Origin of the sequence: Janthinobacterium sp. LS2A (genome assembly GCF_036543145.1) — a bacterium.
GTDB lineage: Bacteria > Pseudomonadota > Gammaproteobacteria > Burkholderiales > Burkholderiaceae_D > Janthinobacterium > Janthinobacterium aestuarii.
This window is the reverse complement of record NZ_JAZHPB010000012.1, coordinates 55,215-82,068: the sequence shown is the minus strand read 5'-3', so window position 1 is coordinate 82,068 and position 26,854 is coordinate 55,215. Positions and strand designations below refer to the sequence as shown.

The 26,854-nt window shown below is 61.4% G+C and carries 25 protein-coding genes and 3 tRNA genes; 12 read left to right on the top strand and 16 right to left on the bottom strand.

Annotation, left to right across the window (positions count from 1 at the left end):
- Nucleotides 1-6: 6 nt before the first annotated feature.
- Nucleotides 7-1,089, bottom strand: a complete 1,083-nt coding sequence (locus V3C40_RS26220; RefSeq protein WP_331778922.1) for a DUF475 domain-containing protein — start codon at nucleotides 1,087-1,089, stop codon at nucleotides 7-9.
- Nucleotides 1,090-1,336: 247 nt separating this feature from the next.
- On the opposite strand from V3C40_RS26220, the gene V3C40_RS26215 reads away from it, so the two are divergent.
- The 4 genes from V3C40_RS26215 (at nucleotide 1,337) to V3C40_RS26200 (ending at nucleotide 7,009) form a co-directional block, all read left to right on the top strand.
- Nucleotides 1,337-1,762: a divergent PAP2 family protein gene (locus V3C40_RS26215; RefSeq protein WP_319993171.1), complete on the top strand. Its 426-nt coding sequence runs from the start codon at nucleotides 1,337-1,339 to the stop codon at nucleotides 1,760-1,762.
- A gap of 239 nt (nucleotides 1,763-2,001) precedes the next feature.
- Complete coding sequence (locus tag V3C40_RS26210) at nucleotides 2,002-3,177, top strand: efflux RND transporter periplasmic adaptor subunit (RefSeq protein ID WP_331778921.1); 1,176 nt, start codon at nucleotides 2,002-2,004, stop codon at nucleotides 3,175-3,177.
- A gap of 3 nt (nucleotides 3,178-3,180) precedes the next feature.
- Complete coding sequence (locus V3C40_RS26205) at nucleotides 3,181-6,402, top strand: efflux RND transporter permease subunit (RefSeq protein ID WP_331778920.1); 3,222 nt, start codon at nucleotides 3,181-3,183, stop codon at nucleotides 6,400-6,402.
- A gap of 166 nt (nucleotides 6,403-6,568) precedes the next feature.
- Nucleotides 6,569-7,009: a hypothetical protein gene (locus V3C40_RS26200; protein WP_331778919.1), complete on the top strand. Its 441-nt coding sequence runs from the start codon at nucleotides 6,569-6,571 to the stop codon at nucleotides 7,007-7,009.
- A 104-nt stretch (nucleotides 7,010-7,113) separates the two neighbouring features.
- Here V3C40_RS26200 and V3C40_RS26195 read toward each other — a convergent pair whose 3' ends face one another.
- The 5 genes from V3C40_RS26195 to V3C40_RS26175 form a co-directional block, all read right to left on the bottom strand.
- The gene (locus V3C40_RS26195; protein WP_319993172.1) at nucleotides 7,114-8,037 is read right to left on the bottom strand and encodes an SAM hydrolase/SAM-dependent halogenase family protein; all 924 of its coding nucleotides are present in this window, start codon (nucleotides 8,035-8,037) and stop codon (nucleotides 7,114-7,116) included.
- A 17-nt stretch (nucleotides 8,038-8,054) separates the two neighbouring features.
- Nucleotides 8,055-10,568: a TonB-dependent receptor plug domain-containing protein gene (locus tag V3C40_RS26190; protein WP_331778918.1), complete on the bottom strand. Its 2,514-nt coding sequence runs from the start codon at nucleotides 10,566-10,568 to the stop codon at nucleotides 8,055-8,057.
- A 112-nt stretch (nucleotides 10,569-10,680) separates the two neighbouring features.
- Nucleotides 10,681-11,559 carry an NAD(P)H-hydrate dehydratase gene (locus V3C40_RS26185; RefSeq protein WP_331778917.1) on the bottom strand — a complete coding sequence of 293 codons (879 nt, stop codon included), beginning with the start codon at nucleotides 11,557-11,559 and terminating at the stop codon, nucleotides 10,681-10,683.
- Between the two features lie 18 nt (nucleotides 11,560-11,577).
- Nucleotides 11,578-12,342 carry a histidine phosphatase family protein gene (locus V3C40_RS26180; protein WP_331778916.1) on the bottom strand — a complete coding sequence of 255 codons (765 nt, stop codon included), beginning with the start codon at nucleotides 12,340-12,342 and terminating at the stop codon, nucleotides 11,578-11,580.
- An 80-nt stretch (nucleotides 12,343-12,422) separates the two neighbouring features.
- Nucleotides 12,423-13,823 carry an L-cystine transporter gene (locus V3C40_RS26175; RefSeq protein WP_331778915.1) on the bottom strand — a complete coding sequence of 467 codons (1,401 nt, stop codon included), beginning with the start codon at nucleotides 13,821-13,823 and terminating at the stop codon, nucleotides 12,423-12,425.
- Between the two features lie 263 nt (nucleotides 13,824-14,086).
- On the opposite strand from V3C40_RS26175, the gene V3C40_RS26170 reads away from it, so the two are divergent.
- Both V3C40_RS26170 and V3C40_RS26165 read left to right on the top strand, forming a co-directional pair.
- The gene (locus tag V3C40_RS26170) at nucleotides 14,087-14,464 is read left to right on the top strand and encodes a nuclear transport factor 2 family protein (protein WP_331778914.1); all 378 of its coding nucleotides are present in this window, start codon (nucleotides 14,087-14,089) and stop codon (nucleotides 14,462-14,464) included.
- 9 nt (nucleotides 14,465-14,473) lie between these two features.
- A complete protein-coding gene (locus tag V3C40_RS26165; RefSeq protein ID WP_331778913.1) occupies nucleotides 14,474-14,863 on the top strand; it encodes a hypothetical protein in 390 nt (129 codons plus the stop codon).
- A gap of 3 nt (nucleotides 14,864-14,866) precedes the next feature.
- On the opposite strand, the gene V3C40_RS26160 is transcribed toward V3C40_RS26165, so the two are convergent.
- Nucleotides 14,867-15,472 carry an IMPACT family protein gene (locus V3C40_RS26160; RefSeq protein WP_331778912.1) on the bottom strand — a complete coding sequence of 202 codons (606 nt, stop codon included), beginning with the start codon at nucleotides 15,470-15,472 and terminating at the stop codon, nucleotides 14,867-14,869.
- Between the two features lie 66 nt (nucleotides 15,473-15,538).
- Entirely contained in the window at nucleotides 15,539-15,796 is a 258-nt protein-coding gene (locus V3C40_RS26155) for a hypothetical protein (RefSeq protein WP_331778911.1), read from the bottom strand.
- Nucleotides 15,797-15,862: 66 nt separating this feature from the next.
- Here V3C40_RS26155 and V3C40_RS26150 point away from each other — a divergent pair, with 66 nt between their 5' ends.
- A complete protein-coding gene (locus tag V3C40_RS26150) occupies nucleotides 15,863-16,636 on the top strand; it encodes an AraC family transcriptional regulator (RefSeq protein ID WP_331778910.1) in 774 nt (257 codons plus the stop codon).
- A gap of 60 nt (nucleotides 16,637-16,696) precedes the next feature.
- Here the strand turns inward: V3C40_RS26150 and V3C40_RS26145 are convergent.
- The 5 genes from V3C40_RS26145 to V3C40_RS26125 all read right to left on the bottom strand — a co-directional run bounded on the left by V3C40_RS26145 (nucleotide 16,697) and on the right by V3C40_RS26125 (nucleotide 20,026).
- Nucleotides 16,697-16,781, bottom strand: a tRNA-Gln gene (locus V3C40_RS26145).
- Between the two features lie 111 nt (nucleotides 16,782-16,892).
- Nucleotides 16,893-19,046, bottom strand: a complete 2,154-nt coding sequence (locus V3C40_RS26140; protein ID WP_331778909.1) for a GNAT family N-acetyltransferase — start codon at nucleotides 19,044-19,046, stop codon at nucleotides 16,893-16,895.
- 92 nt (nucleotides 19,047-19,138) lie between these two features.
- Nucleotides 19,139-19,513 (bottom strand): ASCH domain-containing protein, encoded by a 375-nt coding sequence (locus tag V3C40_RS26135; protein ID WP_331778908.1) that lies wholly within the window; start codon nucleotides 19,511-19,513, stop codon nucleotides 19,139-19,141.
- 283 nt (nucleotides 19,514-19,796) lie between these two features.
- Nucleotides 19,797-19,872, bottom strand: a tRNA-Lys gene (locus V3C40_RS26130).
- A 78-nt stretch (nucleotides 19,873-19,950) separates the two neighbouring features.
- Nucleotides 19,951-20,026: transfer RNA gene (locus V3C40_RS26125), tRNA-Lys, on the bottom strand.
- Between the two features lie 120 nt (nucleotides 20,027-20,146).
- On the opposite strand from V3C40_RS26125, the gene V3C40_RS26120 reads away from it, so the two are divergent.
- Together V3C40_RS26120 and V3C40_RS26115 are read left to right on the top strand one after the other, a co-directional pair.
- Nucleotides 20,147-20,605: a MarR family winged helix-turn-helix transcriptional regulator gene (locus V3C40_RS26120; protein ID WP_034759213.1), complete on the top strand. Its 459-nt coding sequence runs from the start codon at nucleotides 20,147-20,149 to the stop codon at nucleotides 20,603-20,605.
- A complete protein-coding gene (locus tag V3C40_RS26115; protein WP_331778907.1) occupies nucleotides 20,602-22,089 on the top strand; it encodes an MDR family MFS transporter in 1,488 nt (495 codons plus the stop codon). Before V3C40_RS26120 ends, V3C40_RS26115 begins: the two co-directional genes overlap by 4 nt.
- Here V3C40_RS26115 and V3C40_RS26110 read toward each other — a convergent pair.
- Entirely contained in the window at nucleotides 22,083-23,171 is a 1,089-nt protein-coding gene (locus V3C40_RS26110) for an NADH:flavin oxidoreductase/NADH oxidase (protein ID WP_070300894.1), read from the bottom strand. The genes V3C40_RS26115 and V3C40_RS26110 overlap by 7 nt on opposite strands.
- A gap of 106 nt (nucleotides 23,172-23,277) precedes the next feature.
- Between V3C40_RS26110 and V3C40_RS26105 the strand changes: the two genes are divergently transcribed.
- The 3 genes from V3C40_RS26105 (at nucleotide 23,278) to V3C40_RS26095 (ending at nucleotide 26,315) form a co-directional block, all read left to right on the top strand.
- Nucleotides 23,278-23,592: an ArsR/SmtB family transcription factor gene (locus V3C40_RS26105; RefSeq protein ID WP_128140087.1), complete on the top strand. Its 315-nt coding sequence runs from the start codon at nucleotides 23,278-23,280 to the stop codon at nucleotides 23,590-23,592.
- A gap of 77 nt (nucleotides 23,593-23,669) precedes the next feature.
- A complete protein-coding gene (locus V3C40_RS26100; protein WP_331778906.1) occupies nucleotides 23,670-25,058 on the top strand; it encodes a hypothetical protein in 1,389 nt (462 codons plus the stop codon).
- A 129-nt stretch (nucleotides 25,059-25,187) separates the two neighbouring features.
- Nucleotides 25,188-26,315, top strand: a complete 1,128-nt coding sequence (locus V3C40_RS26095) for an acyltransferase family protein (RefSeq protein WP_331778905.1) — start codon at nucleotides 25,188-25,190, stop codon at nucleotides 26,313-26,315.
- 40 nt (nucleotides 26,316-26,355) lie between these two features.
- Here the strand turns inward: V3C40_RS26095 and V3C40_RS26090 are convergent, their stop codons facing one another.
- Together V3C40_RS26090 and relB are read right to left on the bottom strand one after the other, a co-directional pair.
- Nucleotides 26,356-26,631 (bottom strand): type II toxin-antitoxin system RelE/ParE family toxin, encoded by a 276-nt coding sequence (locus tag V3C40_RS26090; protein WP_331778904.1) that lies wholly within the window; start codon nucleotides 26,629-26,631, stop codon nucleotides 26,356-26,358.
- Nucleotides 26,606-26,809, bottom strand: a complete 204-nt coding sequence (gene relB / locus V3C40_RS26085) for a type II toxin-antitoxin system RelB family antitoxin (RefSeq protein WP_331778903.1) — start codon at nucleotides 26,807-26,809, stop codon at nucleotides 26,606-26,608. The genes V3C40_RS26090 and relB overlap by 26 nt, the downstream gene beginning before the upstream one ends.
- Nucleotides 26,810-26,854: the final 45 nt, after the last annotated feature.

The window sequence follows — 26,854 nt, the reverse complement described above, 5'->3', positions numbered from 1 at the left end:
CCGATTTCAAGCTTCCGCCGCGTGCCGTTTGCGATAACGCAGCGATGACCACAGCGAGACGAGGATGAAGGCCACGCCGGACAGGCCCGTGAACCATTCCGGAATATGGTACTTGACGGATGCCAGCATGATCAAGGCGAGAATCCCGATCGCATAATGGGCGCCGTGCTCGAGGTAGACGAATTCGTCCAAGGTACCCTTGTGTACGAGGAAGACCGTCATCGAGCGCACGAACATGGCGCCGATGGCCAGGCCCAGCATGATGATGACGACGTCGTTGGTGATGGCAAAGGCGCCGATCACGCCGTCAAAGCTGAACGAGGCGTCCAGCACTTCCAGGTACAGGAAGCCGCCGATACTGCCGCGCGCCACCGTTTTTACCAGGTCGCCATTGCCGTTTTTGGCCGGCGCTGCGCCTTCTTCCGCGTCATCCTGCAAGTCCGGTTCGCCTTCTTCCAGCAAGCCGCTGATCCAGTTCACGCCGATGTAGACGGCGATGCCGACGATGCCCGAAGCGAGCACGCTGTATTTTTCGTCCACGGGGCCCATCGCCACGCAGGCAGCCACGGCGCCCATGGTGATCAGTACGGCCAGGCTTTCGGTGCCCAGCGCGTTGACTTTTTCCTCGGCCCAGCCCAGCCAGTGCAATTCCTTCTCGTCGTCGAACAGGAAGTTCAGGAAGACCAGCAGCAGGAAAGCGCCGCCGAAGGCCGCCACTTGCGCATGGTTGTCCGTCAGGTGCTTGGCATACACGTCCGGCGTCGTGGTGGCCATGGTCCACACGTCGACCAGGCCCAGGCCCGTGGCCACCGATACGATGACGAGCGGGAACAGCAGCCGCATGCCGAAGACGGCCACGAGGATACCGACCGTCAAGAACAGTTTTTGCCAGAACTCATTCCAGTGGCGCAAGACCGAGGCGTTGACGACGGCATTGTCGAACGACAGCGACACTTCCATGATGCCCAGCACGCCCGTGATCCACAGCGCCTGGATCATGCCGGCCATGCCGCCATGGCTGTAACCCCACCAGCCCGACACCGCCATCAGGATAAAAGTGACTAAAAAGGAAATTCTGAAATGCCGCATGAGGACCCCGTTGCAAGTATGAAGACGTTTGATTATCCGCGCCGCTGTGCGCGCCGCACTCAGTGTTGATATACGTCAATTGTTGTATATGCCATGATTTTATATGATCGCCGTCGCTGGCGGCGTTTTTATGGCATGGCGAAGGACGGTTCTGCTAACGCGGTTGATCTGCGATAATTGCGGCGCGCCTGTCTGGCTGCCGCAGCCCCAGACACACTCTCTACATATATATAAGAAGGAATACCCCGTGGATATCGCTTACCTCGTCACGCCCCTGATCGCCTGGATCCTGGTCGGACCGATCAAATTTCTGATCAACAGTGCCCGCACGCGGCAATGGGCGTTCGGCCTGGTCGGCAATGGCGGCTTTCCCAGCAACCATAGCGCCGTCGTGTCCAGCATGGCCACGCTGATCGCCTTGCGCGAAGGCATCGGTCATCCCGCCTTCGGCGTGGCCGTGACATTGGCCTTCATCGTCATCATCGACGCCAACAGCCTGCGCCAGCACGTGGGCAAGCAGGCGGCCGCCATCAACCGCCTGGCCGGCGAAGCGGCCAGCGCCACGCACAAGACCTTGCGCGAGCGCATGGGCCATACCCTGGTGGAAATCGCCGGCGGCCTGTGCACGGGCGTGGCGATCGGTTTCCTGATCAATTACGTCTTTGCCCGCTAAGTTCGCTTTTCCTGAAACGCAAAACCCCGCTTCAAGGCGGGGTTTTGCGTTTCAGGGCGTAAAAACTACGTTTCATCCATTGATTAAAGCGTTACAGGAAACGGCCGATTGACATGCCCGGATGCGCTCATGGATACTTTGGCGCTTGTGGTTTTAATAAAAATAAATGCCTGCCATCGCCTGCAGCCCTATCCGGGCCGCCGGGACGGTCGTGGCGCTATCTATCCGGAGAAATACCCATGTTGCGCAAAACCCTGTTTGTTCTGGCAATCGCTTCTGCCTTGGCCGCTTGTGGCAAAGAGTCCAAAGATCCTGGCAAAGGCGCTGGCAAGGATGGCAAGGAACAGGCGGGCGCTAGCGTCAATCTGCTCGTGTCGCCGGAAGACTTGCTGACCATCCAGAGCAATGCGCTGGCGTCGGGCCCTGTGATCACCGGCTCCGTGCAGCCCGAGCGCAACGCGGACTTGCGCGCCGAAGTGTCGGCCGTGGTGATCCGGGTCCTGAAGGAAAACGGCGAAGCCGTGAAACGCGGCGACGTGCTCGTGCGCCTGGACGAAACGGCCATCCGCGACAGCCTCAATTCGGCCGAAGAAGCGAGCCGCGCCTCGAGCCAGGTGCTGGAACAGTCCGAACGCATGTTCCAGCGCATGAAAACCCTGCGCGCCTCGGGCATGACGTCGACGCAGGCGCTGGAAGATGCGGAAATCCGCCGCAACAATGCACAGAGCGATCTGTCCGCCGCGAAGAGCCGTGCCGCCCAGGCCCGCCAGCAGTTGCAGCGCACCCTCGTGCGTGCGCCGTTCGACGGCATCGTGAGCGAGCGCAAGGTATCGAATGGCGATACGGCGCAAATCGGCAAGGAATTGATCAGGGTCATCGATCCGACCAGTATGCGCCTCGAAGGCCTGGTGTCGGCCGACAAGATCGGCGTCGTCAAGGTGGGCCAGCCCGTGCTGTTCCGCATCAATGGTTATCCGGGCCAGGATTTCGCGGGCAAGGTACGCCGAGTCGATCCTGCCGCCAACGCCGTCACGCGCCAGGTGGCCGTGCTGGTCGATTTCAACGACAAGGAACAGCCGCGCGTGGCCGGCCTGTATGCGGAAGGGCGCATCGAGACGGAAACCGTCAGCGCGCTGATGATCCCCGATTCGGCCCTGGTGAAGGCGGGCGACATCACCTACACGTGGAAAGTCAAGGACAAGGCCTTGCATAAAGTCAATTTGCGCATCGGCGCGCGCGACGTACGCACGGGTCAGTGGGAAGTGCAAAGCGGCCTGGCCAGCGGCGACACCGTGCTGCGCACGCCGGGCTCGACCTTCAAGGATGGGCAAAAAGTGGAATTGACGGCAGCCAAGGCCGTGCCCGCCGCCGCCGTGGCCAGCAGCAGCGCCGCCGTTGCCGGTAAAGGAAACTAAGCCATGTTCCTTTCCGATTTCAGTATCAAGCGGCCCACCGCCACCATCGTGCTGATCCTGGCGATGATGTGCGTCGGCTTGCTGGCGCTCAAGAAACTGCGCGTCAACCAGAATCCGGACGTCGAAGTGCCCTTCATCGTCGTCAGCATTCCTTACCCTGGCGCCTCGCCCGATACGGTCGAGCGCGAAGTGGTGAACCGCCTGGAAAAGTCGCTGCAAAGCATTTCCGGCGTGACCGAAGTCAACAGCGATTCGAATGAAGGTTCGGCCAGCATCTTCCTGAAGTTTTCCTTCAACACCAATTTGATCGAAGCGTCCGACAATATCCGCAATGCGATTGCCGCCGTGCGCTACAAGTTGCCGACGGAAATGCGCGAGCCTATCTTGCAGCGCATCGACCCGGCTGCCGAGCCGATCATGCAACTGGCGCTGTCGTCGAATTCGCAAAGCCATGCGGAAATTTCGCGCCTGGCCGAGGACGTGCTGTCGGACCGCTTCCGTACCGTCGATGGCGTGGCGCTGGTCAACGTGGGAGGTTCGCTCAAGCGCGAACTGTCCGTGCTGCTGCGGGCGGAAAAATTGCGTGAATACAATGTGTCCGTCAGCGACGTCGTGACCGCCTTGCGCAACCAGAACACGAATGCCCCCGTGGGCAAGGTGCGCGGCATCCTGGACGAGAAAAGCATCCGCCTCGTGGGTCGCATCGAGTCGCCAAGCGACTTCGAGAAAGTGGTGATCAAGCGCCGTGGCGAGGAAATCGTGCGCCTGGCGCAAGTGGCCACCATCGAAGATGGTTTTGCCGAAGTCAACAGCCTGAGCATGCGCAGCGGCAAGCCCAACGTGGGCATTTCCATCACCCGCGTGCGCGACGCGTCCACCGTCAGCGTGGCCAACAAGATCCGCGACATGGTGGCGGAAATCAACAAGACCTTGCCAAAGGGCACCTTGCTGCAAGTGACGCGCGACGGCGGCGAAAACGCCCAGCACAGCTTGAACAATGTGATCGAATCGCTGGTGCTGGGTGCCGTGCTGACGATTTTCGTCGTCTACGCCTTTTTGAACTCATGGCGTTCGACCCTGATCACGGCGCTGAGCCTGCCCACGTCCGTGATTGCCGCCTTCATTGCCGTGTGGCTGTGCGGCTTTACCCTGAACTTCATGACCTTGCTGGGCCTGTCGCTGGCCATCGGCGTGCTGATCGATGACGCCATCGTCGTGCGCGAAAACATCGTGCGCCACATGCAAATGGGCAAGGACCGCCGCACGGCCGCGCTGGAAGGCACGGCCGAGATCGGCATGGCCGTGGCCGCCACGACGTTCTCCATCATCGCCGTCTTCATCCCCGTGGCTTTCATGCCCGGTATCTCCGGCGAATGGTTCCGCCCGTTTGCCTTGACGGTGACGTGCTCGGTGCTCGTCAGCCTGGGCATCTCGTTTACGCTCGACCCGATGCTGTCGGCCTACTGGGGCGACCCGGTCGAAGAACACTCGGCACCGAAAAAAGGCATTGGCCGCGTGCTCGATAAATTCAACCATTGGTTCGACCACCAGGCCGACCGCTATGGCCGCGTGATCGCCTGGGCCCTGCATCACCGCCGCTGGATGGCCGTCATCGCCTTCGGCAGCCTGGTGGGCGCCATCGTTCTGCATGCAACGCATGGCGGCACGAGTTTCCTACCGGCATCCGATTCGGGCAACCTGATGATCAATGTGCGCACGCCATCGTCGAGCAGCATCGAATATTCGCGTCTGAAACTGGAAGCGGCGGCCGTGCTGGCGCGTACCTTGCCTGAAACCAAGGATACCAACAGCTCCATCACCGCGGGCGGCGGACGAGTGTATGTCGACATCGGCAAGCGCAACACCCGCAAGCGTTCGGCCAAGGAAATCGCGGTTGAGCTGCGCGAGAAGATGTCGCGCCTGGTGGGTGCCGAATACGTGGTCCAGGACGACTTGAGCAACGGTTCGCAAAAACCGATCCAGGTGGAATTCACGGGCCCGGATTCGCGCAAACTGATGGAAATTACCAACGCCTACATGGACAAGCTGCGCGCGATTCCTGGCGCTGTCGACGTGGGCTTGTCCGAGCAGGATCCGAAGAACGAGCTGCAGATCGAGCTCAACCGTGGTTTGGCCAACTCGATGGGTATTTCCGTCAATGACGCGGCGCAATCGTTGCGCGTGGCCTTTGCCGGCGTGGAAGTGGGCGACTGGGTCGATCCGACGGGCGAGACGCGCGACGTGGCCGTGCGCCTGCATCCCGACGACCGCGTGGCATCGGAAAACATCGAGCGCCTGCCGATCAGCGTGACGGGCACGTCGCAAATGGTGCCGCTCGACCAGATCGCCACCATTACCATGGGCAAGGGTCCGTCCGGCATCGAGCACAAGAATGGCAAGCGCACGATCACCGTGTCGGCCAATGCGCAAGGCCGCTCGAACGGCGAAGTGACGAGCGACGCCATGAAGCTGGCCAACTCCATCGACTTCCCGCCCGGCTACGGCCTGGCGCTCGGTGGCGCGGGCCAAGACCAGCAAGAGCTGTTCACAGAAATGCTGATCGCGCTGGTGATGGGTATCGGCCTGATGTATTTGATCCTGGTGATGCAGTTTGGTTCCTTCACGGCGCCGGTGGCCGTGATGATGTCCTTGCCGCTCAGTTTGATCGGCGTGGTGGTGGCGCTGGTGATCACCAACAACACCCTCAACCTGATGAGCTTTATCGGCATCATCATGCTGATGGGCCTGGTCGCGAAGAATGCCATCCTGCTGCTGGACGCGGCGCGCAAGCGCGAGGAAGAGGGCCATGGCCGCGAAGACGCGCTGATGTATGCGGGCCGCATGCGTCTGCGCCCGATCCTGATGACGACGTTTGCGCTGATCGCCGGCATGTTCCCCGTGGCGCTGGGCCTGGGCGAGGGCGGCGAGTTCTACCGTCCATTGGCGATCGCCATCATCGGCGGCACCATCACCTCGACGATTCTGACCCTGCTGGTCGTGCCGACCTTCTATGACAGCATCGAGATCGCCCGCGATGGCGCCGTGGCCAAGTTCCATCGCCGCGCCGCGCGCATGCCTGTGGCCGTGGCCATGATCCTGACCTTGCTCGAGTGCGTGCTGACCCTGCTGATGGTGCGCTTCGTCTACCGCATGCTGAAGAAGGCCGTGCTGTTTCTGATGGGACGCCGCACACCGAAAGCGGCGCCGGTCAGCCTGCAAAAGTAATACCGGGCCAAGGCGCAGCTTTCGCTGCGCCGTGGTATTGCAAGAGCCTTCTGCGGAAGGCTCTTTTTTTGCCTGCGCTTAACTGCTGCGCGGCGGCGTGGTGGTACCCGTACCTGTACCCGTACCAGTGCCTGTGCCTGTGCCCGTACCTCCGGTGCCGGTTCCCGTGCCCGGCGTGGTGCCGTTGGGTTGCGTGGTTGGCGGCGTGGTCGTGCCATCGGGATTGGTCGTGCCTGGTGTCGTCCCCGGCGTCATGCCGGGTGTCGTGGTATCCGGCGTGGTGGTGCCCGATGTGCCGCTGGTCCCGCTTGTTCCGCTGGTGCCGGGTGCGGTTGCCGGGTTCGTCGTGTTCGGCGATGTGGTGGCACCGGTGCCAGTGTCGGTGTCGTTACGTTTGTTGCATCCGCCCAGCAGCGCACAGACGATGGCGCTACCGAGAACGAGCTTGCTGGTGGTCAGGAGTGGAGCCGTCATGATTGTTCCTTTTCAGTGGAATGCTGTCGTGGAAAAGCATGCCTTGCCAGATCGCGCATCTGGAACAAGGCTGGCATCGTTTGCAAAATTTAGAGTAGGCAGGTGGGCGCAGGTTCACCACAATTACAAATGAGCGGCGTTGTGGGCGCGCGGAGAGCGTTTGGTTTGACGTAGCGCAAACTTGCAGTAGCAAAATTTGAAACGGCCAGGACTGTGTGCCCTGGCCGTGGACCATGCTTATTTCGACGGAGAAATCTTGCTCACTTCCACTTCCCAATCCACGCCCGACTCGACGTGGTGTTTGGCGGCAAAGTCACCCTGGCTGATGGCCACGGCCACGTCGAGCAGGCTGTTCAGGTAGACGAGGGGCTTGCCCTTGGCCACGCCGCCAAACGTGTGCTCGAACGGCGCCGTGACCTTGGCCACTTGCTTGCCCTTGTGCAGGATGCGCACTTGCAGCGGATCGTGCAGTTTCACCTGCAATTCGTCGAGCAGCGATTTCGGGATATTCGTCCACACGTTGCCATACTTGACGTCGAGCACGGGCACGATGCCGCGGATGGTATTGCCGTCGCGTACCGGTTTTTGATACGCGATCTTGACCACGGATTCGCTCGGCAATTGTGGGCCCACCTGTTCATAGCTGATGGCACCCGAGGCCAGGCGCGCACCGACATAAGCGTACACGTCGCGGCCATGGAAGGTGTAGGACTCGGCGGAGCCCGCCAGGCGGTTGACCTTTTCATCGATTTCGCGCAGTTCCGCCACGCCGTCGCGCTCGGCGATCAGGGTGAACAGGCCATTGTCCGGCCCCACGAAATAGCGGCCGCCCTTGGTTTTCAGCACCACCGACTTGCGCGCCGTGCCCACGCCCGGATCAATGACGGACACGAACACCGTGCCTTGTGGCCAGTAATTGGCCGTCTGGTACAAACGGTAGGCGCCCAGCCAGATGTCGTAATCGGGAATCTGGTGCGTCAGGTCCGAGATGGTCAGCTGGGGATCGACGCCATAGGCGACGCCATGCATGGCGGACACGGCGCCATCGGCCGTGCCGAAGTCCGTCATCAGCACCAGCGGCGTGGCGGCCTGGGCGGCGGACAGCATGAGGGCGCTCAGGCAGGCGCCGGCGACGAGGTGGGATATTTTCTTGATGATCATGGGTTCTTTCCGTGGCGTTAGAAGGTGTAGTTCAGCTTGGCGTAAAAGTACGCGCCATTGATGCCGATGGGGTTGATGAAATTGTAGGGCAGGGCGCCGCCATACGTGGCGTTATTCGTTTCCCGCACGCGCTGCGGATAGCGGTCGAGGATGTTGTTGCCACCCACGCTCAAGGTCAGCTGTTTGCTCAGTTTCAGCTGGCCTTCCAGGTCCAGCGACCAGACGGCGCCGAAGCGCTGTGCGGGGATGCCGTCGATCAGGGGCGCATCGCTGTCGTACGAAAAATCTTTCAGCTCGCCAAAGCGCGTGGCGCGCGCCTGCACGCCCCAGCCGGCCGCCTGCCAGTCGGCGCCGAGTATCAATTTGCTGTTGGGGGACGCATGTTTGATGCGGAACAAACTCGTCTCCGTCAGCAGGGTCAGACTCGGATCGATATTGGCCAGCGCAGCGGAACTCTGGCGCACCTTGTCGAGGCTGGTCTTGTTCAGGTTCAGCGCCGCGTTCAGGTTCAGTTTGCCTGACGTGAACACCAGGTCGTGGTTCAACACCACGTCCAGGCCGCGGGTAGCGGTGTCGAGCAAATTGGCCAGGTAGGCGACGGACTGGATGTCGCTGCGGCCATTCGCGGCCAGGTAGGCCGTGACGGCGTCGCTTTGCAAGTCGCTCGAGCGCGTGATGCGGTCGCGGATGCGGATCACGTAGGCGTCCACCGTCACGCTGGTGGCGGCGGCCGGTTTCCAGGCCAGGCCCAGCGAGACGTTGGTCGATTTTTCAGGTTTCAGCTGTTGTGCGCCGAAGCTGCGCGCCAGCGGGTCGCCGGCCGGCAGCAGGGCCGCCGTTTGCAGGGCCGTGCCATCGGCGTTGAAGTTCAGTGTGGCGAAGCGGAAGCCCGTCTGTACGAGGGCCGGTGCGCGGAAGCTGTTCGACAGCGAGCCGCGCACGAGGAAACTGTCCGTCACTTTGTAGCGCGTGGACAGCTTGCCCGTGCTGGCGCTGCCGAAGTCGCTGTAGTGCGAGTAGCGGGCGGCGGCGCCCACCAGCAGGCGCGGCGTGAGATCGCTTTCCACGTCCGCATACACGGAGCGGATCTGGCGGCTGCCGTCGTAGGCGTCCGATGGGCGCAAGCCCGGTCCCGCTTGCGCGCCCGGTGGCGCGTCCGTGAAGCTGCCGGCCGCATACGAGGCAGGATCGCCGGCCGAGCTGGTGTAGGTTTCGCGCATCCATTCGGCGCCCACGGCCACGCTCAAGGGGGCGGGCAAGCCGATGTCGATGGTCCGCGTGGCGTCCAGGTTCAAGGCATTCTGGCGGAAATCGAAGCCGGCCAGGCTGAAGCGCGTGGGGCTGGCCGCGCCCAGCGAAGCGTTGACGGAATGGCTCACGCCGTAGTCAAAGCGGTCGCTGCCGTGGCGCGCGCTGGCGTCCCAGTTCCATTCGCCCGCGCTGCCGCGCACGCCGGCCACGATGCTGAGGTCGCGCTTGTCGCCGTTGGTGACGGGGCGGTAGCCGTTCGGATACAGGGCCAGTACGTTCGACGGGTCGCCCGGATAGCGGAAGTAGGCGCTGCCGTCGGACTTGCGCTCGTTGAGGGTGGCAAACGAGTACAGGTCCAGGCCGTTGGCCAGGGTGAGCTGGGTGTTGTAGAACACATAGTTGTTGCGCTGGCGCGAGTCGCCGGACTTGAACACGACCTTGCCGTCGAGCGCCTGGTCGGCCGGCGTAAAGTTGTAGGACGTCCAGCCCGCGTCGCTGGGGCCGGCCCGTTCCGTGGGCGAGCGGCGCCGTGTTTCCACGCCGAAGCGGAAGAATCCCGCCTCGCCCAGCGGCACGCCATAGTCGGCGTTGACGATGACGGTCTGGCCATCCGTCAGGGTTTGATCGGTCGGCTCGAAATGCGTGTGGTTGGCGCCGTAGCTGACGGAAGCGGCGCCGCCCGTGCGCGCTTTTTTCAGCACGATGTTGATGACGCCCGCGACGGCGTCGCTGCCGTACTGGGCGCCGGCGCCGTCGCGCAGGATTTCGATGTGGTCGATGGCGTTGGGCGGAATGGCATTGATGTCCACCGGCACGGTGCCGGCAAAGCTGCTTTCCGTGTCGAGCACGGCGCTCGTGTGGCGGCGCTTGCCGTTGATCAGCACCAGCACCTGGTCGGGCGCCAGTCCCCGCAACTGGATGCCGCGCACGGAGTCCGACGCGCCGCTCGACTCGATGCGGGGGAAGTTGATCGACGGCGACAGGTTTTGCAGTGCCGCGCCCACATCGCCCGTCGACAGCGCATTGCTCACTTCGCGCGCGCCGAAACGGTCGATGGGCACGCTGCTGTCGAACACCGTGCGGTTGCGCGCGCGCGAACCGACGACAGTGACCTGGTCGATGCTGGCGCTGGCCGTTTCAGCGGCGGTACCTGTGCTGGTGCTGGTTTGCGCGTCCTGTGCCCAGGCGGGCGCGGTGCCCAGCATGGCGCAGGCCAGCACGATGGCGCGCAGCGGCGTGGCGGGAAGGGATGGGGAGGCGGTTGAATGGCGCGGATACAAGGCGGTGTCCTTTGGGCTCGATTAATGTTCGTATGGAAACAGTTGCAATGAGCTTAAGGGAGGCGCCCGCCGGCGCTAACGATTCTTTCTGGATATGCTTATGCTGTTGTTTTTATGCCGCCAGATTGCGCAGCAGCGCTGGAATCTCGGCCGGGATTTCGCGCGCCAGGTAGCCGAGGATGCCGAAGCGCAATGCCAGCTGTTCGCCCGCCAGCGCATGCAGGGCGATGCCCCAGGCGCACGCCTGCTCCAACGGTGCGCCGCGCGCGGCCAGGCCCGTGATGATGCCGGCCAGGGTGTCGCCGGAACCGGAAATGGCCAGGCCGATATTGCCGCCCGCATGTGCCCAGGTCGTGCCATCGGGCATGGCGATGACGGTCAACGCGCCTTTCAGGGTGACGATGGCGTTCCAGCGCCGCGCCGCGTCCGTGGCGCAGGCATGCGGGTCGGCCAGCACGGCATCTTTCGACAGGCCCATCAGCTGGGCCAGCTCGCCCGCGTGCGGCGTCAGCAGGACTGGCTGGTCGAAGCGGAAGTGCGCGGGCTTGCGCACGACCTGCATGGCGCAGGCGTCAAGGATCAGACGGCTATTCGCAAACAGGGGCAGCAAATGTCGCATCAGCTCGCAGCTTGCAGCCGTGTCGCACATGCCTGGCCCGACGAGCACGGCATCGACCTTGCCGGCCAGCGGCGCCAGCTGGTGTTGCGCCTCGTGCCGGAAGCCGCCTTGCGCCGTTTCGTCCAGGCCGATGACCCGCGCCTCGGGCATGGCGATGGCTACCTGCGCCGCCACCGATGCACCCGTCGCCAGGGTCAGCTTGCCTGCACCCGCGCGCAGCGCTGCCGTAGCGGCCAGCACGATGGCGCCCGGCATCTCGGCCGAGCCGGCGACGATCAGCAGATGGCCGCGCACTTCCTTGTCGCCGTCGGGCTGCGGCATGGGCAGGGGCCAGGAGCGCAGCAGGGAAGCGGTGATGTCGGTGGTGTCCATGCATGGCCTCCGAAAAAACTAGGATTTGGGCGCAGCCGGCATGTCGGGCTGGGCCGTGACAGGTGTACCCGATTCTTCCAGTGGCGCGACGAAGTTGCACAGGTCCAGCTGCAGCTTGCCGTGCTTGCCCAGGGCGGGATTGAAAGCATAGGAAGTGACGCCGCAGTTGGGCACGTCGGCCGCCTTGTCGATGGCCAGGATGGCTTGCTCGTCGTAGCGCTCGAGCAGGTAGCGGAAGCAATTGACGATGACCTGATGGCCGACGATCAGCACCCGTTCGCCCCGGTATTCGCGGGTGATGGTGTCGAGCACGCTGCGCAGGCGCAGGATGACGTCGCACCAGCTTTCGCCGCCCGGCGGACGGAAGTAAAACTTGCCGACGTGCTGGCGCTGCTCGTGCAGTTCCGGGTACTTGCTGGCGATGCCGTGTACGGTCAGGCGGTCGAGGATGCCGAATTCCTTTTCGCGCAGGCGCTCGTCGGCCACCACGGAGTTCAAGCTGTCCGCATCGATGCGCGCCAGCACGGCTTGCGCCGTTTGCTGTGCCCGCACGTACGGCGAATACAGCACGATGGTCGGTTGTTGTTCAGGGGGAAGGGTGGCGAACCAGTCGCCCAGGGCTTGCGCCTGGCGCGTGCCAAGCTCGGAGAGGGGGACGTCGACATCGCGCTCGGCGATGGCGATCAACAACTGTTTTTCCGCTTCGGCGGCATCGCGCGCCACGTTGCCGGCACTTTGACCGTGACGCACGATCCAGATTTGCTGCGGCCATTTCTGTTCCATCGCCTTGCGCCTTCCTCCGTATTTATTGTTGATAAATATAGAGGAAAGCGGCAAGGCGCGGCGCGCCGCTGGAGAGCTGCTTAGGCGGCGTGTTCCGCTTCGTCGAGGTCGGCTGCGTCGTCGCTGTTGTAGACGGCCAGGTCGGTCTGTCCCATGACCCGGCTGGTGACGGTGCCGGCCGTGATCGAGCCGCTCACGTTCAGAGCCGTGCGGCCCATGTCGATCAGCGGTTCGACCGAGATCAGCAAGCCAGCCAGCGCGACGGGCAAGTCCATGGCCGACAGCACGATCAGCGCGGCAAATGTGGCGCCGCCGCCCACGCCGGCCACGCCGACGGAACCGATGGTGATGATGGCCAGCAAGGGCAGCAGGAAACTGATCGTGAAGGGATCGACGCCGACGGTCGGGGCGATCATCACAGCCAGCATGGCGGGATAGATGCCGGCGCAGCCGTTCTGGCCGATGGTCGAGCCGAACGAGGCGGCGAAGTTGGCGATGCCTTCCGGCGTGCCCAGGCGCTGGGTTTGCGTCTGTACGCTCATCGGGATGGAACCGGCGCTGGTGCGTGACGTGAACGCGAAGGCCAGCACGGGGAAGACTTTTTTCACGAAGCGCAGCGGGTTCAGGCCCACGCCGGCGATGATGGCCAGGTGCACGAGGAACATCAATATCAGCGCGCTGTACGAGGCGACGACGAAGTTGATCAGTTTCAAGATGTCCGTGTAGCTCGACGAGGCGACCACTTCAAACATCAGCGCGAACACGCCGTACGGCGTCAGGCGCAGCACCAGGGTGACCATGCGCATGACGATGGCGTGCGCCACTTTCATGAAGTTCTCGAACGAGGCGAAAATCTCCGGCTTTTTCGCCGCGATGCCCGTGGCCGAGATGCCGATGAAGATCGAGAACACGACCACGGCGATGGTCGACGTCTTGCGCGCGCCCGTCATGTCGAGGAAGGGGTTGGTCGGCACGAAGCTGACCAGCAGTTTCGGCAGGGACAGGGCTTTCGCCGTTTCCAGCGAGCCTTGCAGCTGCACGCCGCGCGCCACTTCGGCGGCGCTCGACGTCAGGCCGACAGCCGTCAGGCCGAACAGCTTGGCCATCAGGATGCCCAGCGCGGCGGCGACGGTCGTGGTGATGAGCAGGGTGCCGATGGTCAGCGCGCTGATCTTGCCCAGCGAGCTCGCGTCCTTGAGTTTCAGGATGGCGGAAATGATGGACACCATGATCAGCGGCATGATGATCATCTGCAGCAGTTTGACGTAGCCGCTGCCGACGATGTCCATGTATTCATTGGTGCCGGCGATGATGGGCGAGCCGGCGCCGTACAGCCACTGCACGGCCGCGCCGAGCAGCACGCCCAGGCCCAGGCCCGTGAAGACGCGCACGGTAAACGTCGCGTGTTTGCGTTGCTGGTGGAACATGAAAGCGAAGACGAGCAACGCAACGAGCAGGTTCAGGATGATGTTAATTGCCATGAAGGGGCCTTATCTTGGTTTTATTCGAGACTGCACGGAGCACATAAAACAGTACTACAACTGACAGCTGCCCCAGCCCGGGGCGGAAGGGCAAGCACTGTACAGTACTATGGTGGCGTTTTGCGCAATACCGCTGCGAATATTACGCTATATAAATATGCTTCACAGGTATAAGCCTTGTGGATGATTGTGAATTTAGCTATTTCGTGCAAGCATGCTTTTCCCGTTTGCTAAGATGCGCCAGACTATTTGATAGGAAGAAGATGAATGCATTAACTGAAGTACAAGTGCTCGATGCGGAAGAGCGCTTGCGCCTGGCCATGATGGCCTCCGACGTGGCCGCGCTGAACGCCTTGCTGGCCGACGACTTGCTGTTTACGAATCACCTGGGCCACTTGTTGAGCAAGCATGCGGACCTGGCCGCGCACGAGCAGCGCCTGCTGGCCATCACCGACTTGCGCGAGTCCGAGCGCCATGTGCGCATCAACGGCAGCGTGGCCGTGGTCTCCGTGCGCATGCAGCTGACGGGCACCTATCACGACGTGGAAACGCATGGCGACTTCCGTTTTACGCGCGTCTGGGCGCAGGACGCGGCCGGCGCGCTGCAAGTGATCGCCGCCCATTCCGGCGTCGTGGCTTGAGGAGTATCAGTGGATCATCGTTCCAAAGGGCAGCTGTTTGAAGCTGTCATCGCCGCCGGCCCGGCTACCCTGGCCATCACGGCCGGCTATCCCGTGCTGTTGTACAACCTGGTGCGCACCTGGGCCGACGCCCCCGGCGCCAATGCGCTGGCCGCGCTGCTGCTGACGGGCGGCGTGTGGGCCTTGCTGGAATTCTGGCGCATCGCGCTGGCGACCGTAGCGCGCAAGGCATATGCGTTCAACTGGCGCTTCTGGCTGGCCATCGCCGGTTTTCTCGGCTGCTTCGTGCGTTTCGTGCCGGACATGCCTGCCGGACTGATGCTGCTGTTGATGGTGCTGCCGGCGCTGGCGTGGACGCATTTCATCATGCTGCAGATCAAGCGCCCTCCCAATTTGTAAGTTTTAGTCTTCCTCTTCGGCTTCCACTTTCAGCCAGACGATGCGGCCATTGCCCGCCTCATGCAGATGGGCGAGCAGGGCGGTGGCCGCCGTTTCAGGCAGGCTGAAGTCGAACAGCACGTGCTCGCCGTGTTCCACGTTCAGCAAGGTAGCGCCGGCGCCATCGAGTTCGCGGCGCAGCATGCCTTCCATCGCATACGGCACCGTGCAGCGCAGCGTTCGCTGGCGCACGATGGCCGTCTTTTCCGCCTGCAGCAGCGCTTGCGCCACGCTGTCCGTGTAGGCGCGCACGAGGCCGCCCGCGCCCAGCTTGATCCCGCCAAAATAGCGCACGACGGTCGCCAGCACGCCTTCCAGGTCCTGGTGGCGCAGCACGTCGAGCATGGGTCGCCCGGCCGTGCCGCTCGGTTCGCCATCATCGACGGCCGCCGACTGCCCGCCCGCCAGCAGCGCCCAGCACACATGGCAGGCGCCAGGATGCTGCGCCTTCAAGTCATTGACCACCTGCTGCGCGCTGGCGCGGTCCGTCATCGGCTGCACGCAACCGATGAAACGGCTTTTCTTGATGATCAGTTCGCTGTGGATTGGGGCGGCAATGGTAAACGGCATGGCGGGTGCGAAGGCGGGCAAAGCAGCATGATAGAGGAAATGCGCGCCGTGGACGAGTCAGTCTGCTCACGCGGCAGAGGCTGCCACCAGTTCGCGCAGCGCCGCATCGCGCACTTGCACAATATCGAACAGTCCCAGCGCGTGCAGGGCGGGCAGGGCGTCGACAATGTCGCGCTCGGCGATGGTCCGTTCGGCGATGCCGCTGGACTCGTCCAGCCATAGCCGGGCATTGGCCAGGAAGGCGCCCACCGTGCCCTTGCGTACGGTCACGCCATTGAACTGGCCCTGGTTTTGTTGATCCGACAATACGTCTTCTGCGCGCATGATGCACTCCTAAATGTTGGAAAGACTTCACTGTATGATGGCCAGATTGTCTTGCCTGCGTTGTTTATGTCATTCAATACGTCAAATCCGCCAATCTTGTCATCATCGCTGCCGCTGCGCGCCATGCGCATTACCCAGCCGCAGGAGAGGGTGACGGCAGCGCACCGCCACGCCAGCGGCCAGCTGTTCGGCGCCATGCGAGGCCTGCTTTCCGTTGCCGCCGACAGCGGGCAGTGGGTAGTGCCGGCCAGCCATTGCGTATGGATGCCGCCCCATCACGTCCATGCGCTGCGGTCGCATGGCCCGTTTGCGGGCTGGAGCGTGTATGTGGACGAGGCCAGTTGCGCCAGCTTGCCCGCCGCGCCTTGCGTGATGCGTGTCTCGGGCCTGCTGCGCGAAGCGGTGGGCCGCGCCAGCACCTGGGAGGATGGCGCGCTCGACGTGCGGCAAGCCCGGGTGGCGGGCGTGATCCTCGACGAAATCGCCGCCGCGCCGTACGAGCCCTTCGGCTTGCCCCTGCCCACAGACTCGCGCCTGCTGCGCGTGGCGCGCGCCATCCTCGATGACCTGGCCGACGAGCGGGGCGTGGAAGCGCTGGCCGCCTGGGCCGGCGTGTCACCGCGCACCCTGGCCCGCCGTTTCACGCTCGAGACCGGTTTTACGCCATCCGCCTGGCGCCAGCGCGCCCGCATCCTGCGCGCCCTGGAATTATTGGCCGCCGGCCAGCCCGTCACGACGATTGCGCTGGACCTGGGCTACGACAACGTCAGCGCATTCATCGCCATGTTCAAGCGGGTGATGGGCGTGACGCCGGGGAGGTATGGGGAAGCGGTGGAATAGCTGATGTGGAAAACAAAAAAGCCAATCGCGAACGGTTGGTTACTCTGACGTATTTAGTAATCCGTGCGGAATTCGAACCCGCGACCGGCGGATTCAAAGTCCGCGTCTGTCACCAGAAGAAAGCTTGGACCTATCACAGTCAGATGCTTAATTGGTTCGCCGAATACCGTGAATATACACTTAAGACGATCAGTGATCTCTGCTGAGGGATAACCCTGATCGATCATTTTCTTTGCTGGTTCTACATGAAAAGTTGTTAGACGTTGAGTCCGAGTTGGAGAATTCCTTGTACTTGCTCTGCTGATAAACGTTGGGCGGTCAAGAGCTGATGGGGTTCTCCGCATTTTAGCTTTTGCAACGTTTCCATTGGCACTGGACGCCGAAATCTTATTATATTTTCAAAGATCACGATCGTTTTAAATTTTGCCTTTCCTATTTCCGTCAGAAGTTTTTCCTCCAGAACGGATGGGGCTAAGTCTTCGTGGTCGATTAGGTTCATATCCCGTTGATATGCGCCCGCTACGCGAGCTAGTGCAACAACTTGAGCGGAATGCCGTCCCGACTCATAGAATAAAATTATGTCGCCACGAGTGAATGATCGAATTGTGGCTGGCCCACCAATATAATGACGCTGACGAGATAATTGAGCACGAGATCTCGGAAGTAATGATAACTGAGGCGAATGATTTAGAAGCGGCTCCGCATATTGAGGTTGGACAGGTACCAAGACACCTTTACGACCATGCAGGCAAAATAGTCCCGGGCTGAATAAGCTCTCGAGCCGAAAGATGCTTAGAAGTGCAAGCTCGCCATCTGCGCGTCCTACGGAGATTTGTTGGTCAATATGGCTAAATTGTACTGGTGATGACGGCAGCGTGATATCACAACATTCAATGAGTTTTCTTCGAACGATGCCCCAATTTTTTTCTGTAATTACGTCGCCGATGCGTACTTTTTGCAGCTCGTTATTAGCCAGTTGACGACTGTAACCATAACCTGCTGCAATTTCTCGTACTAACGCTTGCTTGGAAGGAGAGTGCAATCTTATTCGATTGACTGCTGAAAAATCATTCTGTTCGTCTACGAAGTTAAGCAAGAGGCGAGCGGTGTCAGATGCCGCCGCACTGCTCTCTGAAACTGCGATGCTGCCGATCAGCGTATTCTTCAAAAGAGTCTTTGCGAGAACTAAATAACCGGTTACATTGCTTCCCGCACGTACCACTACTCGCTGTGAAGGATGTCCACCACCATCGAAGGCCGCCCATCGGCTAGCCATTGCCGCAGGTGTCACATCGAGCGCATTTAGAATGTCGCGGATGCTTGGCTCATCGTCAGGTTGGGCCGTCAAAAGGGTAAGAGTATCCTCGGCAGTAGAGGGTTGGCTTTCGACAGGCCTGCGTTCGACAGTGTCATTTTGAAAGGACTCTGGGGAAATGACCTCAATAGAAAATTCCTTACGAAGTTGCGCAGAACAATTAAGTATGGATGAGTCCGATGTTATGAGACCATGTAAGCCATGGAAGATGGAAGTGGCTAGATGGCGGAGATCCGATATATCGTTAGCTGTTAGTGAGTTTGCCGCCGTTCGGTCGGGAAATACTATTTTCGCCAATTGTGGGCACAGCACATCAGTGTATTCAACAGGAGGAATTGGAAATCTTGGCAATGCACGTGCAAGGGCTTGCATCGGATCAGTTTTTCCCTTATGTGCTGTGCGCTTAAGCTCGGCATCTATTTCTGAGCTAATTGCAAGACTGCAGGTTTGACCTCTCTCTGCCCTGAATACAGCTATTGCCTGTTCATGCCGGGCGCGGCGTGGGCCAAGATCGAACAGTACGTTCAAATCAAGAAGCAGCAATGGTCGAATGTCCTCTAGCTTATTTTCAAACCCTAATGGATTGGTTACTGAAATGCCACTCGGCTGGAAGAGTTGAGGCGTTTCCAGCTCATGGGCTCTGACCACAATCATTCGCTTCTTGGTCTGCCCTCCAGTGGATACACGTTGAGGGTAGAACCCTTGTGCTTCCCAAAACGCGTTAGCATCTTGTAGATCCTCAGCTACTCGGGCTTGGATGGAAATGTATTGTAATGACGTTAGCTGAGCTTTGAGAGCGTCCAATATGAGCCGCCCAAGTCCATGACCTCGATATATGTTTTTGACATAAATCTGTCTGACATGTGCCTTGGGAAAGGTCACATCGAAAAGCAAGTGACCTGCGTACTCATCTGATTGTCCATCTCTTGTCGCAATTACGAATAATAGTTCGCGGCGAGCGAAATCCGTAAAGACGCTTTTTGGGAAAAAGCCTAAGGCATGCTTATTATTGTCGGCTGCCGCCACAACCGCAGGCAGGTGCATGGATACTTCCGAATAGGAAGTTAAGATATGGAAAGACAGGTCGTTGCTCACAGCTTTATCCCGGAAGTTGATCCACTATAATTATAGTGCACCTACCGTTGATTATTGGAAATTCTGGTGAGTATAGTGACAATGATTTGCTATTATTTTATGTAGCAAAAAGATTGCGGAGCGATCCCGCTTGGCAGTATGGTGTCGAGCGCGCGAGGTCGAGCATACCGTCTCACGGTTTTTATCTGGATAGCATGCGCGAGCGCTTTTCCGGAAAAATACTCATCAAAATAGCGTCGGCTAATCCCTGCACTTTCTTTGGTTTGGTTCCAAATTTTTTTGGGGGTATCGGAAATAATTTTGGCAATTTCGAACTCACCAACAACCTTGCCAGTTGGTCGAGAGGCGTAAATGACGATAATTTTGATGTTCTGTGCTTTGGGTAGAATCTTTCGAAATTCATACTTCTTTTCCCCCGAGAGTATTTTTTCAGCAAACTCGGGCTTTATTGATAGAAGCACTTTCATATTTCCCTTAGCGTCTAGTACATGGCGCAGGCGAATAAGCCGCGAAGCGCACCCAACGTGCGCACGATCAAAGTGGCGTCATGATAGGGGTACCCCCAAAAAAAAGCCAGTCCGAGACTGACTTTCTGCGAACATTGGTAGGCTCTGCGGCGCTCGAACTTGCGACTAAAAGAGCAACCATCCGCTTGTTTGAGTGTGGATTTAGGCATTTCTCAATATTCAGGTCCAGCACTGGACCAAAACAAAAAAGCCAACCGCGAACGGTTGGCTTCTCTGAAGTATTTGGTAGGCCGTGCGGGATTCGAACCTGCGACCAACGGATTAAAAGTCCGCTGCTCTACCAGCTGAGCTAACGACCCAAAAACTTTACAACTGAACTACGGTAACGCTGTGCGGTACGTGCTTGCCATGCGGCATGCAATCGAACTGCAAATTCTTGGTAGGCCGTGCGGGATTCGAACCTGCGACCAACGGATTAAAAGTCCGCTGCTCTACCAGCTGAGCTAACGACCCAAGGGCGGCTATTATGACGGCCAAAGCGGGTTTTGGGAAGGGCGGGGATGGAAAAAAGCCTTGCATGGCGCCCGGGTACGGCATAATATAGGTAGATAGCCTACCTACTTATAAATTCTTATGCCCACTACCGAAGACCTTCCCATCCCCGAACGCGCGCTGGCGCTGTCCGATGAATTGCGCACGGCGTTCAAGCGCCTGCTGCGCTCCATGCAGCGCGAAGGGGGCGAGCTGGAGGGCAGCGTGTCGATGATGCAATACATGCTGCTGGCCCTGATCCACGAGCAGCCTGGCATCGGCGTGGCCGCGCTGGCGCGCCTGCAGAACGTGCGCGGGCCGACCGTCAGCGCGCAGGTCAAGTCGCTGGAAGAAGCGGGACTGGTCGAGCGCGGCGCGCCCGATCCGCAAGACCGGCGCCGCTCGGGGCTGCAGGTGTCCGCGCAAGGCCTGGCCATCCTCGAAACCCTGCGTGCGCGCCGCCGTGATGTGCTGGCGCAGCGCATTGCCCGTCTGACGCCGCAGCAGATCGATGCACTGGAAGCGGCCATGCAGCCGCTGCTTGAGATCGGACAAGCATGAGCCATCACGATCAAGCCAACACTGGTGTAAAGCCCGTCACCGAGCGCGAAGTGCGCGCCATCTATCTGGGCCTGATGGCCGTGCTGGGACTCGGTGCGCTGGACCAGAGCATCGTCGCCACGGCCTTGCCGCGCATTGTCGATGACCTGGGCGGCATGGCCCATTTGTCGTGGGTGGTGACGGCCTACGTGCTGGCCTCGACGGCCACCATGCCCCTGTACGGCAAGCTGGCCGACCAGTACGGCCGCCGCCCCATGATCTTTACTGCCCTGCTGACCTTTTTGCTCGGTTCCGTGCTGTGCGGGCTGGCGCAGAACATGACGGAGCTGATCATCTTCCGTGCCATCCAGGGTCTCGGTGCGGGCGGCTTCATGCCGCTGGCGCAAATCATCATCGGCGACATCGTGCCGCCGGCCGAACGGGGCAAGCGGCAGGGCATGGTGCCCATCGTGTATGCCGTCACCAGCGTGCTCGGTCCCGTGCTGGGCGGCGTGATCACGGATGCCTTGTCGTGGCACTGGATTTTCTATGTCAACCTGCCCATCGGCGCGGCCGCCTTTGTCATCATCGCGCGCGCCATGCGCAAACCGGCGCGCACGCATGCGCACAAGATCGACTATCTGGGCTCGGCCTTGCTGACGGGCGCCATCACGGCGGCCCTGCTGGCGCTGGCGCTGGGCGGCACCGAGTGGCCGTGGGATGGGCTGGCCATCAAGGTGTGCGGCGGCATTGCCGTGCTGCTGGGGATCTGGCTGGCGGTGCACGTGGGGCAGGTGGATGAGCCCGTGCTGCCGCCCGACCTGTTCGAAAACCGCACCTTCAATATCGCCAGCCTGGTGATGGCCGTGACCTTCATGGGCCTGATGGGCGCCAGCGTCTTCTTTCCCCTGTTCTTCCAGCTGGTGATGGGCACGAGTCCGGCGGAGTCCGGCGTGATGACGGTGCCGATGATGGTGGGGCTGGTGGCCTCGTCGATCTTCAACGGCCGGGTGCTGTCGCGCTCGGGCAAGTACAAGATGGTGCAGGTGGCGGGATTGGCCGTGGCGCTGCTGGCGTTTGCCGTGCTGGCCTGGGGCATGGAAACGTCGCGCGGCTACTGGATCATCGAGCCGGCCATCTTCTTCCTCGGCACGGGGCTGGGACTGGTGATGCCGAACATGACGATCGCCGTGCAAAATGCCTTGCCGCTGGCGCGCCGCGGCGTTGGCACGGCCATGCTGGCATTTTTCCGCTCGCTGGGCGGCTTGCTGGGCGTGACGGCGTCGGGCGCCATCCTCGCGCATCAGCTGCACAAGCACGGCGTGGAAGCCGTCTCGGCGCTGGGTGCGCAGGCGGCGGCGCAGACGGTGGACGTGTACCGCCATGCGATCGCCAGCGTGTTTGGCGCCGGCGCCGTGCTGCTGCTATTGGGACTGGTCTTCCTGCTGTTCCTGCCGGAACTGCCCCTGGAGGGGCATCCGGCGACGGTCAAGGACGATCAATAGCGCTCGAGCCAGTGCGCGTACGGCGCCGGCAGGGTCCACGAGGCGCGTTCCACGCCGAGTTCCTTGGCGGCAAAGTATGCCCAGTGCGGATTGGCCAAGTGCGCCTTGCCGACCATCACCACGTCGAGCTGTTCGTCCTTGACGACGCGCTCGGCAATCGCTGGCGTGCCGAAGCCCCAGGCGGACGAGACGGGAACGCCCGCTTCGCGGCGCACGCGCTCGGCAATCGGGCCCATGAAGGCCGGGCCCCACGGAATCGACACGTCGGGAATCGTGAAGCCCATGCTGACGCTGATCATGTCCATGCCGGCATCCTTGAACTGGCGCACGAGGCCGATCGATTCGAGCAGGGTTTGTTCGTCGCGGCCATCGAATTCCAGCACGCCGAAGCGGATCGTCAGCGGCAGGTGTTCGGGCCACACTTCGCGCACGGCTTTCAATGTTTCCAGCAGGAAGCGGCTACGGTTTTCCAGGCTGCCGCCATAGATATCGTCGCGCTGGTTCGAGTGGGCGGAAAAGAAGCTTTGCGCCAGGTAGCCGTGGGCGAAGTGCAGCTCCAGCCATTCGAAGCCGACTTCGCGGGCGCGCACGGCCGCGTCAACGAAGTTCTGTTTCACGCGGGCGATATCGTCGAGGTCCATGGCGCGCGGCACTTTCGGCAGGCCGCCGCCAAAGGCGATGGCGGACGGGGCGATGGTTTGCCAGCCGCGCGCGTCGCCTTCAGGAATGTGGTCGTCGCCTTCCCATGGGCGGTTGGCGCTGGCCTTGCGGCCCGCGTGGGCGATCTGGATGCCGGGCACGGAGCCGGCCGCCTTGATGGCTTTCACGACAGGCACGAAGGCTTGCGCCAGGTCATCGTTCCAGATGCCGGTGCAGCCGGGCGTGATGCGGCCTTCCGGAGCCACGGCCGTCGCTTCGACGATCACCAGGCCGGCGCCGCCACGGGCCATGCCCGCGTAGTGCGACAGATGCCAGTCGTTGGCCTGGCCATCGACGGCCATGTACTGGCACATGGGCGGCACGGCGATGCGGTTGCGCAGGGTGATGTCTTTGAGGGTGTAGGGCTGGAAGAGGGCGGACATGGTGGCCTTTGTGTTTGTTGGTGGAAATGTGGGTGAATGCTGATTCGGTAGTTCGTAAATATTCGAAGAATGGAATTAGTATAGCGCATGCTGTATGATTCTGCACATGCGTCCACACAAACATCCTGCCGCCAGTGAATTCGTGCTTGAAAGAGTGCTGTACGCCTTGAGCGATTCCATTCGCCTCGACATCGTGCGCCACCTGGCCAGAGTCGACGCGGCCGCTTGCGGCGATCTGGACGGCGGGCGGCCGAAGTCGACCGTTTCCCACCATTTCAAGGTCTTGCGCGAAGCGGGCCTCGTCTACACGGAAAACGCGGGCACGACGCATATGAACACCTTGCGCCGCGCCGATATCGAGAGCCGCTTTCCCGGCTTGCTCGGCGCCATCCTGGCGCAGCCGCAAGCGAATCAGCCCTGAATCTGTCGTAGAATGCCTGCAAGATTGCCGAATTTGCAGCACTGGAGTGCAGTCTCAAGCTGAAAGGTTGATTACGCATGAGAATTCCTGCACGCTATCGCTGGTGCTGCGCCACCGCTTTCGTACTGCTCACTGGCTGCTGGCCTTACACGGAGCCGGCCACGGGCGAATATGCCGATGTGTTGCGGCGCGGCGAAAAGGTGACCAAGGCCGACACGTACGGGCGGTTTGCCGCCTTATCGGTCGAGTACCGCCAGGGTGGCGGTTCCCTGATGTCCACGCACAACAATTCCATGCGGCTGATCCATAGCGATAAAGTTGTCGTCAAGACCACTGATGGCATCGAACGCTGGACCGACTTCGCCCAGCCCGTCTATTTTGTCAGATTGCCTGACGATGACAGCGTGCTGGCGCTGGTCCACGAGCAAGCGGGCAAGGCCGTGGTCGAGAAGGTCGCGGCGTCGAAAGACGGCTACCGTGGCACCGAGACGTACACGCATGGCTTTCCCCTCTCTCCCGGCGTGCGCTATTTTCCCGGCGACCAGCGCCCCGGTTTTCTGTTACGTGGCTTGCCCCTGAAAACCACTGTACTGCCCAGTCCGCCAGAAAACGATGGCGACTTGCACGCCCAAGTCTTGGCGGCCATCTCGCCCGATGGAAGGTCGTTTGCATATGTCGATAGCGAATATGCGCCGTCCGTGGTGCTGGTCGTCGATGCGGACGGCAAGCGGCGAGACCCGATCCCGCTGCCGAGAATTTACCTGGCCGATACGCCTACCTACCAATTCCAGCCATACGAGCGGCTATGGGCCTGGTCGCGCACGGCGCTGGCATGGCACAAGAACGGCGCGGGCAGCTGGGAAGTGCGGCCGGACGGCACCGCGCCCGAGGCCGCCGGCGCGCGCAATCCGGTAGAGCAATTGTTTATCAGCGATCAGACGGGCTACCGAACCTGTTTTGCCGCCGACAATGCCGTCTGCCTGTCCGGCTGGCGCGGGGCGAACGCCGCCGAGCAGCGCAAGACTTTTGTATGGGACGGCAACACGCCGCCGTTTGCCTATGTGCCGGTAGCCACCACGGCCGCATTCGGCGCCAGGGTCGGCGTGCTGTTGTTGTCCGGGAGATGCTGCCGTGTGCCGTCTTACCATTTGTATCTCGATGGCGCGCCGGCGGCGGTGGCCGCGCAATTGTCCGCGCGCTTGCGCGACAGCAAGACACCGTTCGTGCGCATCGATGAGTGCCCCCGCCGTGTCGGCTATGACGGCAAGTGCGAGGCGCAGCTGGCCCGGCAGATCGGGCGGGTGGAGTCGCTGGGACGCGAACTGGAGCAACTGGTTGATGCCTGGGAAGAGCACGATGGCGTGCTGTTCGTCATGCCGTCCATGGCGGTCGCCGTGCGCGCGAACGAGCAGGGCGGCAGCGTGATCCAGACCCTGTTGCGTGCCGATTTTTCGCGCAAGGATTGATATCGGTCGTCTGCCGCGCGTCACCGAAATGCCAGGCTCGGCTATGATGTCGGCCTTTCGGTAAATCCTCGGCCGCGCGCCCGTTGCGCGCATGGCTGGCGAGACTACCTGGCACGGCAAGGATAGGGAATGACAGCAGCAGTGGTATCACAGGCGGACCTGGCACATCGTCCGCAGTTTGGCTGGATCAATGGTTTGAAGGCAGGCGCGGCGCAGTTGATCGTGTTGCACCATCTGGCGTTTTACGGGCCCATGTCCGATTACGTGCAGCCGCTGTGGCCCGAGCTGCTGGACTGGCTCGGTGGCAGCGCGCGCATCGCCGTGCAAGTGTTTCTCGTCATCGGCGGCTTTCTCGTCGCCAAATCGCTCTCGCCCGCAGGCCGTCCCGGCATCGCCAACCCTCTGCAAGCGGTCTGGCGCCGTTATGCCAAGCTGGCGCCGCCTTTCCTGGCTGCCACCTTGCTCGCCGCCATCATCACGCCAGTGGCCGGCATCTGGATGCAGCACGACTCCATGTCGGCCGCCGTCACCCTGGGCCAGCTGAGTGCACATGCCTTGCTGCTGCACGGCGTGCTGGGCTATGAATCGCTGTCGGCCGGCGCCTGGTACGTGGCCATCGACTTCCAGCTGTACCTGCTGACCGTATCGCTGCTGTGGCTGAGCGGCCGCGTGGCGGGACAGTGGCGCCGGCACTGGCTGATGCCGCTGGCCGTCACCGTCGGTATCGCCTTTTCCCTGCTGTATTTCAATCTGGACGCGGACTGGGACAATTGGGCGCCGTATTTCTTCGGCAGCTATGGTCTCGGCATGCTGGCCTGGTGGGCCAGCGATCCGGCCCGTAAACCTGGCGCCATGACCGTGCTCATGGCCATGGCCGCCGTGCCCGTTCTGCTGGCCCTGGCCGTCGACTACCGCAGCCGCATCGCCTTTGCCCTGATCGTCGCCTGCGCCCTGTTCCTGTTCGGCCGCGCCCGCACGCCTGCGCAGGGAGGCGCCTGGAATGTCATCAACGCCCTGGGCCGGATCTCGTATGCCGTGTTCCTCGTCCACTTTCCCGTCAGCCTGCTGGTGAATGCCTTGTTTGTCACCTACGTTCCACTCGAGCCCGAGTGGCAGGCACTGGGCATGCTGACGGCCTGGGGCGCCAGCCTGGCGGCCGGCGCGGCGTTTTACCGCTGGGTGGAGGTGCCGCTGGGGCGTGTGATGGGGAGCGTGGTGGCGCATCTGGCCGGGCGGCAGGCGCTGGTGTCGCGTTAGAAACTCGGGGCGTCATGCAAAAGGGTGGAGGTATTGTTGCTCAAGGATATAGTTGCCGCGTATGCATGACGGCAAGAATTTCTATCGCGCTTGCTTCAACGCGATACACGACGACATAGTTTGGATGTGCAACCAGTTCGCGCGTGCCTGAAACTCTTCCGGACCGGTATAGGTGAGGGTGGCAGGAAAGCCGGGAGATGGCGTTGTCGATGTCATGGTAAAGCTGCAGCGCTGCCGGCCGGTTGTGCTGCGCGATATACGTGAGTATCGCGGTCAAATCTTCTTGAGCTTCAACCTTCCATTGAATCGGCAGCATGGCCGTCAGTCTGCGGCGTGACGATTTTCCTCAGTTGCGCCATGACTGTCTCGTGCGAGGCGGTAGCGCGGTCATCATTGAGCGACGCCAGCACCTTTGCGCGAAACCATTGTTCATAGGTTTCGGCTGCTTCTGTTGTAGCAAACTCGGACATGGTCGAGGATGGTGTGGAGTTCATGATTGTCTGATTATACGACAGTCCGATAAAGCTGTATCGCAGGTG

What these genes read in the sequence shown, in the direction of transcription:
- V3C40_RS26110 (WP_070300894.1), bottom strand. Translation starts at nt 23,171, where the DNA reads ATGTCCGCCCTCTTCCAGCCCTACACCCTCAAAGACATCACCCTGCGC.
- V3C40_RS26170 (WP_331778914.1), top strand. Translation starts at nt 14,087, where the DNA reads ATGAATGCATTAACTGAAGTACAAGTGCTCGATGCGGAAGAGCGCTTG.
- V3C40_RS26150 (WP_331778910.1), top strand. Translation starts at nt 15,863, where the DNA reads ATGTCATTCAATACGTCAAATCCGCCAATCTTGTCATCATCGCTGCCG.
- V3C40_RS26180 (WP_331778916.1), bottom strand. Translation starts at nt 12,342, where the DNA reads ATGGAACAGAAATGGCCGCAGCAAATCTGGATCGTGCGTCACGGTCAA.
- relB (WP_331778903.1), bottom strand. Translation starts at nt 26,809, where the DNA reads ATGAACTCCACACCATCCTCGACCATGTCCGAGTTTGCTACAACAGAA.
- V3C40_RS26185 (WP_331778917.1), bottom strand. Translation starts at nt 11,559, where the DNA reads ATGGACACCACCGACATCACCGCTTCCCTGCTGCGCTCCTGGCCCCTG.
- V3C40_RS26220 (WP_331778922.1), bottom strand. Translation starts at nt 1,089, where the DNA reads ATGCGGCATTTCAGAATTTCCTTTTTAGTCACTTTTATCCTGATGGCG.
- V3C40_RS26205 (WP_331778920.1), top strand. Translation starts at nt 3,181, where the DNA reads ATGTTCCTTTCCGATTTCAGTATCAAGCGGCCCACCGCCACCATCGTG.
- V3C40_RS26135 (WP_331778908.1), bottom strand. Translation starts at nt 19,513, where the DNA reads ATGAAAGTGCTTCTATCAATAAAGCCCGAGTTTGCTGAAAAAATACTC.
- V3C40_RS26115 (WP_331778907.1), top strand. Translation starts at nt 20,602, where the DNA reads ATGAGCCATCACGATCAAGCCAACACTGGTGTAAAGCCCGTCACCGAG.
- V3C40_RS26155 (WP_331778911.1), bottom strand. Translation starts at nt 15,796, where the DNA reads ATGCGCGCAGAAGACGTATTGTCGGATCAACAAAACCAGGGCCAGTTC.
- V3C40_RS26120 (WP_034759213.1), top strand. Translation starts at nt 20,147, where the DNA reads ATGCCCACTACCGAAGACCTTCCCATCCCCGAACGCGCGCTGGCGCTG.
- V3C40_RS26210 (WP_331778921.1), top strand. Translation starts at nt 2,002, where the DNA reads ATGTTGCGCAAAACCCTGTTTGTTCTGGCAATCGCTTCTGCCTTGGCC.
- V3C40_RS26095 (WP_331778905.1), top strand. Translation starts at nt 25,188, where the DNA reads ATGACAGCAGCAGTGGTATCACAGGCGGACCTGGCACATCGTCCGCAG.
- V3C40_RS26100 (WP_331778906.1), top strand. Translation starts at nt 23,670, where the DNA reads ATGAGAATTCCTGCACGCTATCGCTGGTGCTGCGCCACCGCTTTCGTA.
- V3C40_RS26195 (WP_319993172.1), bottom strand. Translation starts at nt 8,037, where the DNA reads ATGATCATCAAGAAAATATCCCACCTCGTCGCCGGCGCCTGCCTGAGC.
- V3C40_RS26090 (WP_331778904.1), bottom strand. Translation starts at nt 26,631, where the DNA reads ATGCTGCCGATTCAATGGAAGGTTGAAGCTCAAGAAGATTTGACCGCG.
- V3C40_RS26175 (WP_331778915.1), bottom strand. Translation starts at nt 13,823, where the DNA reads ATGGCAATTAACATCATCCTGAACCTGCTCGTTGCGTTGCTCGTCTTC.
- V3C40_RS26160 (WP_331778912.1), bottom strand. Translation starts at nt 15,472, where the DNA reads ATGCCGTTTACCATTGCCGCCCCAATCCACAGCGAACTGATCATCAAG.
- V3C40_RS26105 (WP_128140087.1), top strand. Translation starts at nt 23,278, where the DNA reads ATGCGTCCACACAAACATCCTGCCGCCAGTGAATTCGTGCTTGAAAGA.